The sequence below is a fragment of the Arthrobacter sp. NPDC056691 genome (assembly GCF_042791415.1).
Lineage (GTDB): Bacteria > Actinomycetota > Actinomycetes > Actinomycetales > Micrococcaceae > Arthrobacter.
Genome location: NZ_JBHTXX010000038.1, coordinates 34,602 through 48,986, shown reverse-complemented (window position 1 = coordinate 48,986; position 14,385 = coordinate 34,602). Strand labels below are relative to the sequence as shown.

Genomic DNA, 14,385 nt, shown 5'->3' with positions numbered 1-14,385 from the left:
CCCAGGTCTGGGAACGCCCTGTGCTGCTACTGGGTTGGGTCAGCCCGGGCTACAGCTGCAGCGTCAGCGGGCGCGGGAGTCCGTTGACGTCCGACGCCGGCCACCTCGGGTCGAGCGTGAGGACGGTGGTTCCCGCCACCGTCAGCTGCACGGTGTCCTCGATCTTGACGCCGGGCCCGGACGGATTCCACGTGAAGGTCTGGTTGGGCACCACGACGTCGCCCGTGGCGGCGGTGGCGCGGGGATCGCGGCCCGCGTAGCCGGCGGGTCCGCCCTGATGGTGCAAGGTCCACTGGTCGGCGCCGAAGCCATGCCGGGCGTACGCTGCCTGGATTTCCGCAAAGATGCCGCCGAGCGTGGCGCCCGGAACGGTGGCGGCGAAAATATCCGCCTCAACCGCCGCGATGCGCTCTTCAGCGTCCAGTTCTTCGGGGGTGCCGACGTCGAACCGCACCCACCTGGTGACGTTGGCCACCAGGCCGTGCCGCCGGGCGCAGACCACGGCCATGGCGCGGCGGCCCAGCGGTGCGTGGGTGGCGAGCGGGTGCCGGAACGCGCTGCGCGAACTGCCGCTGCAGAGCAGGACCAGGGGCTCGGCGCCGGCCGCGACAATCCGCGCTGCCAGGGCGGACGCGACCTCGAACTCGGTGGTCTCCGGCGTCGCCCGCGAAAGGACGTCGGTCATGGCGCGTGCTGCATCCGCGCACAGCCGCGCGTACCGCGCGCTCTCACCGGGCAGCATCGGCTGCCGCGCCGCCCGCAGTTCCGCGGCCACGGCCGCCTCCGCCAGCGGCTCGCCGGGCCCGGCGAGTGCACCAACGGCGTCGGTGAGCTGTCCGTGCCAGGGCACCATGTGAAGTTCGACGCCGGGCGGCAGCTCCTCGGCGGCGAGGCGTTCCGCCTCGTTATTGAAGGTGATCAGATGTTCCCCTGAACGGTCCACGAGGAGCGCGGCGATCGGATCGCCGGCCAGGCTGATGTGCATGCGGCTGCCGTCCAGGTACCACGTGAGGGCGGTGTGGCTGGTCAGGAGCATGGAATCATGTCCCTTGGCGTCCAGAATCTCCAGGACCCGTTGCCGTTTGGTGGCCCTGTCGTCCGGGTTGCCGGGCTGTGCGGTTGCGTGCTCTTCGGTTGCAGCGGGTGCGAATCCGGCCGGTGCGGTTGCGGGTGCTGGAACGTTCATGTGGTTTCCCCCAAAGATTCGGTGAGTTGTTCAATGTCTGCTGTGCTCAGGATTCCGTCGGCAACCAGTACCGTGACGGTGCGACGGACCGGGTTGTCCCGGGATGCGAGGAGCGGACTGTCCCAGGCGAGCGAGAGCCCGACCCCCGGGTAGCCGGATAGACGCACGAACCACGGATCCGGCGCCTGCGGGGAAGCGAGGAACACCAGGGTGGCCTCTGCACCCGCTTCGGACGATTCGCCGGCCCCGAACAGTCCACTCCAGGCCAGCCACGGGGCAACGGTGCCGTGCACGGCTTCCTCGCCTTCGGCCTCGGCCGTCCGGATCAGCGCAAGATTGGTGGGCGGCAGCCGCCAGAAGAAGCCGCCGTAGCCGCCGTTTTCCCGGCCGTTGGAGCCAGGGCTGCCCAGCGCCACCGGTTCCGGTCCCGTTGGCGAAAGCTCAAAGTCGAGGCTCAGCTTCCACAAGGACGGGCCGACGGCGTCATACCGCCAGCGCCGCTGCTCGGACAGCACCGGGGTGCCGTCGGGGCCAACCCAGCGCAGTGTCTGGTCCAGGGCGCCCGGGGACCCGGCCATGTCCGTGATGTCAATGCGGCCGTGGTCGTCCCGCCACACGTAACCACCGGCCTGGCGCGTGTAGGTGCGGCCGCCCCAGAAGTTCACGCCCGCCACGTCCTGAATAGCGACGCCGGCCCCCAGATGCCAGACATGGTCCGCGGGCAGGTGATCGCTGACAACCGTGCCCGCGAGAGTGGTCACAGGATGCAGGTAGGGGCGGGGCGACGACGTCGGCATGATGCGGCTTCCGTCCTGCAACCACGCGACGGGGCGGCCGTCCACTGCCAGTGAGGCGCAGGCCGGTTCCGGCCGCGCCTTGTCAGACCAGGCCTTGTCGGAACTGGCCTTGTCAGATCTGGCCCAGGGCAGCCCGAGCTCGGCGAACGTGGACTGCGAGAGTACTGCCCGTTGCAGGGCTGCCTCGATGCCGTGCACCACGGGATGGGCGTCGTCGCCCTCGCCTTCCCAGGCAATATTGCCTGCCGGAATCTCCCGCGGCGGCTCCGCGGTGCGGACCGCCTCGAGGACGGTCATGTAGGGTCCGGCGGCGGAGAGCGGGCTGAGCAGCCCGGCTGCCCCGCCGTCGTGGGCCCTGTCTGCCGTACCGTTGCCGGCCGCGCGGGCGGCCAAGAGATTCTCCAGCAGGTCCGTCCGCCCGAACGTCCGCGTGGTGATGCCATCGGCGGTTTCCAGGACCAGCCTGTCCTCGGTGTAGAAGAACTCTGCCTTGCCGAGCGTGCCCAAGACCGTGATGGACGGCGGGAACTGTTCGGCCGCGCACAGGGTCAGGGCACACAGCAGAACCCGTCCGGCCGACGTGCGGACCCGGATCACCGACGTGTCGTCGCTCTCCGTGGTGTGGGCCCGGTACAGGTCGGTTTCCACCGACACAACGTCGTCAGATAGCGCCGCGCCGGCGATCCGAAGCCCGGTCGCGACCGCGTGGGCCAGGGCGTTCGTGGCCACCCCGTCCACGACGTCGGTACCGTCCAGGCTCCGTCGTCCGGCCCAGCGTGAGCGCTTGAAGTAGCCGACGCTCCGCACCCACGCCCCCGTGGCGCCGATCCCGCGGATGCGGCCGAGTGCGCCCGACTCCACCAGTGCGGCGATCTCCGGCAGCGCTTCCGAGCCGAGGCTCTGGAACCCGACCTGGACCAGCCGGCCAGCCGCCTCGGCCGCCGCCAGCACTTCGTCGTACTGGGCGAGGGAGGCCATGGGCGGCTTCTCCACGTAGACGTCGGCACCGGCGGCAATGGCGGCCAGGGCCAGCGGGGCGTGGGTCTGGATGGGCGTCGCCAGGATGACGACATCCGGCGCGGTGCCCGCCGCCAGCAGTTCATCCAGGGTGCCGAAGGCCTGCACCGAGCAATCCAGCGTCCCGTCGGCCGGGGGACGCGGATCGGCGACGGCGACAAGCCGGGCCAGCTGACGCTCCTCCAGTCGCCGGAGATTGTCCAGATGACGGGCACCGTAGCCGTGTACCCCCACCAGCGCGATGCGGGGAAGGGCAGCGGCCGCCGGGGCGGCCTGAAGTACCGGCGCGGCCTGAACTGCAGGCGCAGCCTGAAGGCCAGCCGCGAGGAAGGCGGCCGCCTCCTCCTGCATTCCCCGGGTGAACACATGGCCGCCCGGCCAAAAGCTCCCGGTGTACCGCCCGGCCGGATGGAGGGCACTCAGGCGGGCATCGGCGTCGTACATTCCCTGGTCGGGGAACAGCTCATCGGCCGACGCGTACTGGACCAGCAGGCTGTCGGCCATCGAGCGCGCGGAGAGATCGGGCCAGTCTCCCAGCCGGGGGAGCCCGGGCGTCTGGAGCAGCCACGAATGGGCGTCGAGGTGCGCGGGAAAAAGGGAGCCGAAGGTGGTCATCATGCAGGTCACGACATGGCTGCGGATCAGCGGGCTGAGGGCCGCCAGGATCAGGGACCTGCCGCCCCCGCCGGAGAAACCGGCGCAGCCGAGCCTCCCGGCGTCCACCCCGGGAAGCCGGGCGAGCACGTCCAGCGCCGCGAGGTCGTCGTGCGCCACCATGCCGGCGAAGCTGGTGCCGAGGAGTCCGGCGGCCTTGGCTACAGTCTCCTCGTGCGCAGCCGCCGCGGCGTCGTACAGTTCCGGCGCGGAGGGTTCGACGCCGGCCTCCCGCCACAGTGCCCTCCGGCCGGCGACCGCTGCGGCCGTCCGGACGGGAGGCGTGCCCAGGTCGAAGCCTCGGCTGCCCCAGGAGAACGTGTCGTGTGCGAGCACGGCGAAACCCTGCGAGGCCAGCCAGGTGGCGAAGGCCCGCCCCTCATACAGCAGGTTCCGGAGCGGGTCCGGGCCGCTTTCGGTCGCCGGGCCGTCCACTAGCCTTGCGGCGCCGGTGGACTTGACGCCGGCGTGGCAGTGCAGCGCCAGGACGCCCGGCAGTGGACCGGCGGCGTGCGCCGGGCGGATGAACCAGGCCGTGGTGCGCGGGCCAAAGCCCAGCTGCCAGCTCACACGGGAGGTGGTCACGCCGTCGTGCGTTTCCTCCCAATCAACGGTGACGGCGGGCCCGGCCGGGACCTGGGGAACGCCCAGGACATCGGCCAGCTCCTGGCTCCGGCTGTCTGCAGCGCGGAAGCGCGGCGCCGCAGCCATGAAGCCGGGCCAGTCCTCATACCCACCGATGGCGCTCGGCCGCGCATCGCTCGGCCGGCCATCGCTGGTCCGGGCATCTGCAAACATCCTTGTCCTGCCTTTCGCAGTTCGCGCCCAGCGGCGCTAGCCAGCGCTGCCTAGTCAGAAAACGCTTTCTCAAAAATTAGCAAAGGGGTGTACACCGGTCAAGAAACCGTTTACTTTGGTACGGAGACGCCGTTGCCTGAGTCACCTTCAGGCCGCATGGGGAACATGATTTGGCGGCACCCGTTGCCTCCAGAAACCCTTAGGCAAGTACCAATCCGTGGAAGGCCACGATGACCAAAGGAGACCACATGGCCGCACAGCAGCACGCGGGGACGCCCGGCGCCCCCGGCGACGTCGGGAGGAGCCAGTGAGCGCCATCAGCGAACTGTCGTCGATGTCCCGGCGCAAGGGGCCGATGACCGCGGAGGAAAAGCGGGCCAACCGGCGCGACAACAAGGCGGCGTACATCTTCCTCCTGCCGTGGCTCATTGGGCTCGTGGTCATCACGGTGGGCCCCATGCTCATGTCGCTCTACCTGGCATTCACCGACTACAACCTCCTGCAGCCGCCGGAATGGACGGGGCTGGACAACTTCACCCGGATGCTCGGCGACGCCCGGCTGCACAACTCGCTGCGCGTGACCTTCACCTATGTACTGGTGGGTGTTCCGCTTCAGCTGGCAGTCGCACTGCTGATCGCGCTGGTGCTCGACAAGGGGCTGCGTGGACTGCCCTTCTACCGCTCGGTGTTCTACCTCCCCTCCCTCCTTGGCGGGTCGGTCGCCGTGGCCATCCTGTGGAAGCAGATCTTTGGCACCACCGGCCTGGTCAACCAGGTGCTGGCGATGTTCGGCATCACCGGACCCGGCTGGATCTCGGATCCCAGCACGTCGCTCGGCACCATCATCCTGCTGCACGTCTGGACCTTCGGCAGCCCCATGATCATCTTCCTCGCCGGGCTGCGCCAGATTCCCAACATGTACTACGAGGCGGCGGAGGTGGACGGTGCGACTACGCTCCAGAAGTTCTGGCGGATCACGCTCCCCATGCTCAGCCCCATCATCTTCTTCAACCTGGTGCTGCAGATCATCGGCTCCTTCCAGTCCTTCACGCAGGCCTTCATCGTTTCGGGCGGCAACGGCGGACCCTCGGATTCCACCATGTTCTTCACGCTGTACCTCTACCAAAAAGGCTTCGGCCAGTTCGACATGGGGTACGCCTCGGCCATGGCCTGGTTCCTCCTCGTGATCATCGGTGCCTTCACCGCCGTCAATTTCATCGCTTCAAAGTATTGGGTGTTCTACGATGACTAAACTTCAGACGCTGCCGGCCCCGGAGCAGGGTCCGGGCAAGAGCGGAAAACTTCCCGGCAAGAGGACCGGTGGAATCAGGATCCGCGGGAACGCCCGCCGGCCGCGGGAATCACGCGGCACCCTGGCCTTCAGCCGCAGCGCGCGCCTCAAGGCGCTCGCCAAGCACGCGCTGCTGATCATCACCGGCGGGATCATGATCTATCCGCTGCTGTGGATGGTGGTGTCCTCGCTGCGGCCCAACGACCTCATCTTCCGCGAGCCCGGTTTGTGGCTCAACAGCCTGGACATGAGCAACTACACGGACGGCTGGTCCGCCCTGAGCCATCCGTTCGGCCACTACATGCTCAACTCGGCCGTCGTGGTGATCGGCTCCATCCTGGGCAACCTGATCTCGTGCTCCATGGCCGCCTACGCCTTCGCCCGGCTGCAGTTCAGCGGCAAGAAGCTGTTCTTCGGCATCATGCTCCTGACCATCATGCTGCCGTTCCACGTGATCATCGTGCCGCAGTACATCCTGTTCTCCCAGATCGGCTGGGTTAACACCTTCTGGCCGCTGATTGTGCCCAAGCTCCTGGCCACGGACGCGTTCTTCGTGTTCCTCATGGTCCAGTTCATCCGCGGCATCCCCAAGGAACTCGACGAGGCCGCCCGGATCGACGGCGCCGGCCACCCCCGCATCTTCCTGCGGGTCATCCTGCCCCTGATGGTGCCGGCGCTGGCTACCACCACGATCTTCACCTTCATCTGGACCTGGAACGACTTCTTCGGGGCCCTGATCTACCTCACGGACCCGGACATGTTCACCGTGCCCGTGGCGCTGCGCGCCTTCGTCGACTCGCAGTCGGCCACCAGTTGGGGCTCACTGTTCGCGATGTCCATCGTGTCCCTGCTGCCCGTCTTCCTGGTGTTCCTCTTCGGCCAGCGGTTCCTCATCAAGGGCATCGCCACCACCGGCATCAAATAGTCAACATTGCTCTTGTAATACAAGCTTTGTACTTATAAGCTAAGCACCAAGGAATGCGCTTTCCCGCCTTTTATCCCCAAAGTTCTGTTTCCCAGAGCGCTATCCGCTTCCAGGATCAAAGAAGATCGGAGTTTCCCAGTGCCACTCTTTCCCCGGCCCGCATCGGCAGCCGCATCCGGCGCCCCCGCAAAACCAAAACGCCGCCTCCGTGCCACCGCGGCCGTGGCTGCCGCAGCCGCAGCCGTCCTCGCCCTGAGCGCCTGCGGCGGACCTGCCCAGTCCAGCGCAGACGGCAAGGTTGAACTGCGGTTCTCCTGGTGGGGCGGCGACAAGCGCGCCCAGGTCACCCAGGCCGCCATCGCAGCGTTTGAGGCGCAGAACCCGAACATCAAGATCAAGGCCGAGTATGGCGACTGGAGCGGCTACTGGGACAAGCTCGCCACCCAGGTTGCCGCGAATGACGCGCCGGACATCATCCAGATGGACGAGAAATACATCACTGAGTACTCCTCGCGAGGGGCGCTGCTGGACCTATCCAAGTACAGCGTCGACACCTCCAAGCTGGACGAGGCGGCCCTGAATGCCGGCAAGAACGAAAAGGGCCTGACCGGCATCGCGGCAGGCATCAACGCAGCAACCATCCTGGCCAACCCGGCGGTGTTCAAGGCGGCCGGTGTGGCGCTGCCGGATGACAAGACCTGGACCTGGGAGGACTTCGAGCGCATCTCGGCCGAAGTGACCGCCAAGTCCCCCAAGGGAACCTACGGCGCCGCCGCCTACGGCACCGACGAGGCCTCCCTCGGCGTGTGGCTGCGGCAGAACGGCAAATCCCTCTACACCTCCGACGGCAAGCTCGGTTTCGAACCGTCGGACATCGCCGGCTGGTGGGACTTCCTCAAGCAGCTGAGCGAGAAGAAGGCCGTCCCTTCGGCCTCCGAAGTGGTCGAGGCCGAGGCGGCCCCGCTCGACCAGAGCGGCCTGGCCACCGGCAAGAACGGGCTGGCCTTCTGGTGGTCCAACCAGCTCCCGGCGCTGGAGAAGGCGGCCGGGGGTGAGCTGCAGGTGCTCAGGTTCCCCTCTAAGACGGGCAAGGCGGCCGACACCCAGCTCTGGTACAAGGCTTCCCAGTTCTGGTCCGCATCATCCCGCACCAAGCACCCCGAAGAGACGGCCAAGTTCATCAACTTCCTGGCCAACGACAAGAAGGCCGGCCAGGCCCTCCTGGCGGACCGCGGCGTCTACCCCAACTCGGAGGTCCGGGCGGCAATCCAGTCCAAGCTGACCCCCGCCGACGTCAAGGTGGTCAAGTTCATTGACCAGATCAAGGGCGAACTCGGCGAGGCCCCGGCGCCGCCGCCGAAGGGCGCCGGCGCCATCCAGGAGATCATCAAGCGCTACACCTCCGAGGTGCTGTTCAACAGGCTCTCCACGCAGGATGCCGGCACGAAGGCCGTGGACGAGATGAAGTCCGCGATCAGCAGCTAGCTCCACCGCGCAAGGAAACCCCGGGCCGTCTCCCAAAGGAGAGGGCCCGGGGTTTTTGGCGCCCGGGGCGGGGAGTTTTTGCCCACGTATCGTGATTTAGGGGGCCTTTTGCGGCCATTATCTGGACAAAAACTCCACGCTCCTGGGCGCAAACTCCAGAGCAGGGTTAGTCCTCGGCGATTACGGCCACGGCGCCGCCGGGGACAAGCCCGCCGAAACGTCCGCCGCCCAAGAGCTCCTCGCCGTCGGCCTCCACAGCCGCGTCATCCCGGCCGTGGTTGATGGCGAAGAGGAAGCGGCGCCCGTCCGCCGTCACCCGCCGGGTAAGTTCGACGCCGGCAGCGGCCTCCGCGGACGCCGCCACTCCCGCTTCGGCCAGGAGCCGGTCCAGGAGGCGTTCGATGCCGTCGCGGTCGGGCAGCGTGGCCAGGTACCAGGCGGCGCCGCGGCCCGCGGTCCTTCGGGTCAGCGCAGGCACCCCGGAGAGCGGGTACCCGGTGAAGGTTGCCACAGACTCGGCCCCGGCAAGGTGCACGTGCTCGCTCCAGACCCGGCCGGCAGTGCCGTTGCTCAGAGTCACCTCCCCGCCCTTGAGCAGCGGGTGGAACTCCTCGGTCCGGATGCCCAGCAGTTCCCGGAAGGCGCCCGGATAGCCGCCCAGCCGGATGTGGTCGCGTTCGTCAACGATGCCGCTGAAGTAGCTGACCAGCACGGTGGCCCCGGCTTCGGCCGCAGAAGCGATGTTGGCCGCGGCGAAATCGGTGACGCAGTAGAGCGTGCACACCAGGACCAGGTCATAGCCTGAGAGGTCCGAGGTGGGATGGACGAAGTCCACGCCGACGCCCCGCAGGAACAGCGAGCGGTGGAATTCCCGGATCAGGTCGAGGTACTTCACATCCTCGCTGGGGTGGGAGTCCAGTTCGCTGGCCCACCATGCTTCGTAGTCGAACACGATGGCCACCCGGGATTCCACCGTGGAGCCCTTGACTGCCCCGAGTTTGCCGAGGGCTTCGCCCAGAGCCACCACCTCGCGCCACACCCGGGTTTCGCGGCCGCCGTGGGGCACCATCGCCGAATGGAACTTCTCGGCGCCGGCAACGCTTTGCCGCCACTGGAAGAACATGACGGCGTCGGCGCCGCGGGCCACGTGCGCCAGGGAGTTGCGGAGCATTTCGCCGGGCATCTTGGGCTGGTTGCGCGGCTGCCAGTTCACGGCCGACGTCGAGTGTTCCATCAGGATCCACGGCCTGTTGCCCGCGACGCCGCGGGTGAGATCGGCGCTGAACGCCAGTTCGATCTCCCGCTCCGGGTCCGCTGCCGCCAGGTAGTGGTCGTTGGCCACCACGTCCAGATCCTTCGCCCAGTCAAAGTAGTCCATCGACTTGGTAGCGCTGGAAACCATGAGGTTGGTGGTGGCCGGAACCTCGGGGGTCACTTCCCGGATCACCGCCAGCAGGCTCCGGTAATAGTCCATCAGCGCCCAGGAACTGAACCGCTGGAAGTCCAGCCGCTGCGCCGGGTTGAGGGTGGTGGGGGCGGCCCGCGGCGGAATGATCTCCTCGAACGTGGCATAGTGCTGCGACCAGAAGGCCGTGCCCCACGCTTCGTTCAGCGCCGCGATGCTGCCGTACTGCCGCTCCAGCCAGCGCCGGAACGCCGCGGCGTCCTCCTCGCCATAAAACTCCGAGACGTGGCAGCCCAGCTCGTTGTCCACGTGCCACAGCGCCAGCGCCGGATGGTCCCTGTACCGTTCGGCCAGCTTCCGCGTGATGCCCGTGGCATACCGCCGGTAAACAGCGGACGACGGCGAGTAGTGCCGCCGGGAGCCGCGCTCCAGGACGGTGCCCTCCGCCGTCACCGGCAGGATTTCCGGATATTTCCGGACCAGCCAGGCCGGGGGAGCGGCCGTGGCCGTGGCGAGGGCCACCTTGATGCCTGCGCCGTCCAGGTTGTCCAGCACCTCGTCGAGCCAGGCAAAGTCGTACTCCCCTTCGCGCGGCTCCAGGAGTGCCCAGGAAAAGATGGCGACGCTGAGGAGGGTCACCCCGGCCTCCTTCATGAGGCCGATGTCCTCAAGCCGGACCTCTGCCGGCCACTGTTCGGGGTTGTAGTCACCGCCGAACGCCAGGCCGGGGCCGCTGTTCCAGGCGGGCTGTTGAGAAGAGGCTTCTGGCTCGGGCATAGGGGCTCCTTTTCGCGACGTTGGTCAGCCTAGCCGGTGGTGCCGGACGCCACCAGGGATTCGACGGCGGCCGGCGCCAGTTCGCCGTCGCACACCCACACGCTCAGGCTGCGCCGGAGCGATTCCCCGGCGGCCAGCGCCACCGGCCTGTCCCAGGCCAGGGCCGACCCGACGGCGGGGTATCCGGAGCAGCGGACAAACCACGGGTCGGCCGCCTCGGCCGGCGCCCTGAACACGAGGGTCGCGGGTTGCCCGGACCGGATGCCGGGGACCTCGCCGAAGGAGGCAGTCCACGCCAGCCACGGCGCAACGCAACCGTGAACGGCCGGTTCCCCCTCGGCGTCGGACGTGAAGATGCGGGCGCCGCTGCAGGCCGGGAGGCGCCAGAAGAAGCCGCCGTAGCCGCTGCCCGCGGCGCCGTTGGAGCCGGGGCTGCCCAGTGAAACGTCGACGACGGCGGTCAGTTCCGTGCCCAGGTCCAGGCGCCATACCCGCTCGCCGACAGTTTCGCCGGTCAGGGTCCGCCGCTCGGCCAGGAGGGGCTGTCCGGCCGTGCCGAGCCAGCGGAGCTGCCGGGTGTCCGGTTCGTCTGCAGTGGCGGGGAGCAGTTCGATCCGGCCGTGGTCCGGCCGGGACACGTACGCGCCAGCGTCGCGCGTGTACGTCCTGCCGCCCCAGAAGTTGGTGCCGTTGACATCCTGGAGCGCGAAGCCGGCGCCGAGATGCCACGGATGGTCGGCGGGCAGATGGTCCGTCACCACGGTTCCGCCGAGGGTGGCGACGGGGTGCAAGTAGGGGCGCGGTGACAACGCCGCGTTGAGGCGGGCGCCGGTCCGCTGCACCGCCAGCGGCCTGCCGCCGTCGAACAGGTTCCGGGCCTCGGCGGGATCGGCCGGCCGGGCCCACGGCAGGGCCAGTTCGCTGAAGGTGGCGTGCGCGCCGATGGCCCGCTCCAGTGCATCCTCAACGCCCGGGATGACGGCATGGGCGGCATCGCCGTCGCCCACCCAGCGCACGTGACCGGCGCTGACCGGCGCCGGCGGCTCGGCCGTGCGGACAGCCTCCAGCACCAGCATGAATGCGCCGGAGTCGTTGAGGGCGCTGGTGAGTTCGGTGCCCGCGGCCAGGTGGTCCAGCAGGTTTTCGGTCAGGTCGTCGCGGCCGAACTCCTGCGAGTATTCTCCGTCCGCGTTGCTGACGTGCAGTCGGTCCTCCGTGTAGTGGAAAACAGCCGTTCCCTCCGTGCCCTGCAGGGTGATGTACGGCTCCGCCGACTCCGCCGCGCAGAGCGTCAGGGCACAGGTGATCGGCAGCCCGGCGGCGGTGCGGATCCGAATGACTGACGTATCGTCGGACTCGATGTCGTTCGCGCGGTAGAGGTCCGTCTCCACGGAGGCCACATCGTCCACGGTGCGGGCACCCGCGATCCGCAGGGCGGTGGCGATGGCATGGGCCAGGGGATTGGTGGCCACACCGTCCACCACGTCCACCCCGTCCATGCTGCGCTTGCCCGCCCACCGGGAGCGCTTGTAGTAGGCGCGGTCCCGCACCCAGCGCCCGGTGGCGCCGACGCCCTGCAGCGTGCCGATGGTGCCGTCCTTGAGGAGCCTGTCGACGGCCGCCAGCGCCTGTGATCCGAGGCTCTGGAACCCGATCTGCACGCTACGGCCGGATGCCTCGGCGGCTTCCTGCAACTGCCGGAAGTCGGCCAGCGACGCCACCGGCGGTTTCTCCAGGTAGAGGTCTGCGCCGGCGGCCAGCGTGGCCAGGGCCAGCGGCGCGTGGGTCTGGATGGGCGTGGCCACGATGACCACGTCAGGACTGTGGTTGCCGGCCAGGAGGGACTGCAGGTCGGGGTGGACCGCCGTCGTATCCGGCAACGCCCCCGGGGACGGCGGATTCGGGTCCGCGACGGCCACGAGTTCCACCATGCCGGCCTTGGTCAGCCGTTCGAGGTTCTTCAGATGGTGGGCACCGAAGCCGTGGACGCCGATCAGGGCGATCCGGGCCGGAGCCCCGTGGTGACGGGTTGCTGCGTCCGCGGGTCCCTCATCTTTTGTGCCCATGGTGCTCCTGTCCGGCGCTGCGGTGCTGCGCGACGCCATCGTCAACCGTTGCCGGAAGCATGTCCGCGCAGAGCTGTTCACCCAGCGCGGCAAGCGCTTTCCCGCCTTCTTCTGCTGCCTAGTGTACTCCATGGATGAATGCCTGTAACGTTTCAAAAATTGCTTGACCGGCGGGCTGCTGTCGGATGATCATCATCAGGAACCGATGCGGAAGGAAAGCGATGAAGATTTTGCTGGCCGGAGATTCGACCGTGGCCAATTGCCCCACCTATGAGTATCCGATGAGCGGTTGGGGAGCCCACCTTGCCCCGGAGGTCTTCTCATGGGCTGCCGTCCACAACTTCGCCAAGGGAGGGGCCACCACCGAGTCCTTCCGGGAGGAGGGGCTGTGGTCTGAACTGTTGCACCAGGCGGTCAGCGGCGACGTGGTGCTCGTCCAGTTCGGCCACAACGACCAGAAGCGCGGGCACCTGTCCGCCCGGAGCGGCTATGCGGACAATCTCCGCCGGATGGTGGCGGAGGTCCGGGCCAAGGGGGCCACGCCCATCCTGTGCACCTCGGTGGAGCGCCGGCACTTCAGTGATGGCCGCCTCGAGGAGACCCTGGGGGAGTACCCCGCCGTGGTCCGTGAGCTGGGCGCCGAACTGGGCCTCGATGTGGTGGACCTCAACTCCTGGACCCGCGCCCTGTATGCCGAGCTTGGCGAGGAGGGGTCCAGGGAGCTGTTCTTCCACTTTGGTCCCGGCGAGCATGCGCACTGGGCTGGCGGGTTGCTGGACGACACCCACTTCCATGAGCGGGGTGCCCGGCGCATCGCCGCGTTTGTGGCCGCCCGCGTCGAAGTGCTGGGCTTCAAGCCGGAACCGGACCTGGCCGTCTTCTAAATCGGGCCGCCAGCGGGGCGGCCGTTTAGCCCGATGCCGGGTGCCGAGTGCCGGGTCAGTGGGGCGCCTCGGCGCCCGCAGTGCTTTGCCGGACTACCAGCTCGGGTGTGAAGACGACGGCGCGGTGCCGGGGGTGCTGCGCGTCCAGTTCCTCCGTCAGTAGCTCAATGGCGGTCCTGCCGATCGCGTCGGTGGGCTGGCGGATGGAGGAGAGCGGCACGACGGCGGACGCCGCGAAGTCGATGTCGTCGTAGCCGATCAGGGCCACGTCATCCGGAATGTGGACACCGTTCATCATGGTCAGCGACTGCATCACGCCGAGCGCCAGCAGATCATTGGCACAGAAGACGCCGTCAGGCATGTCCCCGGCGCCCCGGCCGACGAGGCCGTTGCCCACGCCGCGTCCGGCGAGCACGGACTGGCCGTCGGAGTCGAGCACCTCCAGCGTTGCGCCGTCCACCCCGTCCACGGCGCGGCGGGCGCCGAGGAGGCGGTCAGACACCTGGCGGATGGACAGCGGCCCGCCCACGAAGGCCAACTTCCTCCGCCCGAGGTCGAGGAGGTGCCGGGCGGCAAGGTAACCGCCGGCGTCGTCATCGACCGAGACGGAACTGAAGCGGTCCTCGTCGGCCAGCCGGTCCACCAGGACCGTGGGAACGCCGCGCTGCCGCAGCGCATCCAGCCGGTCGGCCACGTCCCCCACCGGCGAGATCAGCAGGCCCTGGACCCGCTGTTCCTGGAAGAGGTCGATGTAGTGGGATTCCCGGTTCGCGTCGTGGCCGCTGTCGCCCAGCAGCACGGCGCTGCCGTTCACTGCCGCCGCATCCTCGGCGGCCCGGACCAGCGAGGTGAAGAACGGGTTGCCGACATCCAGGACCACGACGCCGATGGTCCGGCTGTGCCCTGCCCGCAGCTGCCGGGCGGCGTCGTTGCGGACAAAACCGAGCTCGTCGATGGCCTGCAGCACCCTGTCCTTGGTGCGCTTGGAGACGCGGTCGGGATTGTTGAGGACGTTGGAGACCGTTCCCACCGCAACCTGCGCGTGGTTGGCGACGTCCTTGATGCTGGCTGCCCGCGACATTTCTGCTGATCCTCCGAAA

The 14,385-nt window shown here is 68.3% G+C and carries 9 protein-coding genes; 4 read left to right on the top strand and 5 right to left on the bottom strand.

All coding sequences use genetic code 11. The features are described 5' to 3' along the window. Positions 1-49: 49 nt before the first annotated feature. Together ACFRAU_RS22630 and ACFRAU_RS22625 are read right to left on the bottom strand one after the other, a co-directional pair. Positions 50-1,186 (bottom strand): M24 family metallopeptidase, encoded by a 1,137-nt coding sequence (locus tag ACFRAU_RS22630; protein ID WP_378001577.1) that lies wholly within the window; start codon positions 1,184-1,186, stop codon positions 50-52. Beyond that, complete coding sequence (locus ACFRAU_RS22625; RefSeq protein ID WP_378001578.1) at positions 1,183-3,351, bottom strand: DUF6807 family protein; 2,169 nt, start codon at positions 3,349-3,351, stop codon at positions 1,183-1,185. Before ACFRAU_RS22625 ends, ACFRAU_RS22630 begins: the two co-directional genes overlap by 4 nt. A 1,408-nt stretch (positions 3,352-4,759) precedes the next feature. On the opposite strand from ACFRAU_RS22625, the gene ACFRAU_RS22620 reads away from it, so the two are divergent. The 3 genes from ACFRAU_RS22620 (at position 4,760) to ACFRAU_RS22610 (ending at position 8,153) form a co-directional block, all read left to right on the top strand. Beyond that, complete coding sequence (locus ACFRAU_RS22620; RefSeq protein WP_378001576.1) at positions 4,760-5,704, top strand: carbohydrate ABC transporter permease; 945 nt, start codon at positions 4,760-4,762, stop codon at positions 5,702-5,704. Further along, complete coding sequence (locus ACFRAU_RS22615; protein ID WP_378001575.1) at positions 5,697-6,668, top strand: carbohydrate ABC transporter permease; 972 nt, start codon at positions 5,697-5,699, stop codon at positions 6,666-6,668. Before ACFRAU_RS22620 ends, ACFRAU_RS22615 begins: the two co-directional genes overlap by 8 nt. Positions 6,669-6,806: 138 nt before the next feature. Continuing rightward, the gene (locus tag ACFRAU_RS22610) at positions 6,807-8,153 is read left to right on the top strand and encodes an ABC transporter substrate-binding protein (RefSeq protein ID WP_378001574.1); all 1,347 of its coding nucleotides are present in this window, start codon (positions 6,807-6,809) and stop codon (positions 8,151-8,153) included. Positions 8,154-8,319: 166 nt separating this feature from the next. Here ACFRAU_RS22610 and ACFRAU_RS22605 read toward each other — a convergent pair whose 3' ends face one another. Together ACFRAU_RS22605 and ACFRAU_RS22600 are read right to left on the bottom strand one after the other, a co-directional pair. Then, positions 8,320-10,335 carry a beta-galactosidase gene (locus ACFRAU_RS22605; RefSeq protein ID WP_378001573.1) on the bottom strand — a complete coding sequence of 672 codons (2,016 nt, stop codon included), beginning with the start codon at positions 10,333-10,335 and terminating at the stop codon, positions 8,320-8,322. 29 nt (positions 10,336-10,364) lie between these two features. Continuing rightward, the gene (locus ACFRAU_RS22600) at positions 10,365-12,401 is read right to left on the bottom strand and encodes a DUF6807 family protein (protein ID WP_378001572.1); all 2,037 of its coding nucleotides are present in this window, start codon (positions 12,399-12,401) and stop codon (positions 10,365-10,367) included. Between the two features lie 221 nt (positions 12,402-12,622). On the opposite strand from ACFRAU_RS22600, the gene ACFRAU_RS22595 reads away from it, so the two are divergent. Continuing rightward, the gene (locus ACFRAU_RS22595) at positions 12,623-13,285 is read left to right on the top strand and encodes a rhamnogalacturonan acetylesterase (protein ID WP_378001571.1); all 663 of its coding nucleotides are present in this window, start codon (positions 12,623-12,625) and stop codon (positions 13,283-13,285) included. A gap of 55 nt (positions 13,286-13,340) precedes the next feature. On the opposite strand, the gene ACFRAU_RS22590 is transcribed toward ACFRAU_RS22595, so the two are convergent. Continuing rightward, the gene (locus ACFRAU_RS22590; RefSeq protein ID WP_378001570.1) at positions 13,341-14,366 is read right to left on the bottom strand and encodes a LacI family DNA-binding transcriptional regulator; all 1,026 of its coding nucleotides are present in this window, start codon (positions 14,364-14,366) and stop codon (positions 13,341-13,343) included. Positions 14,367-14,385 lie beyond the last annotated feature (19 nt).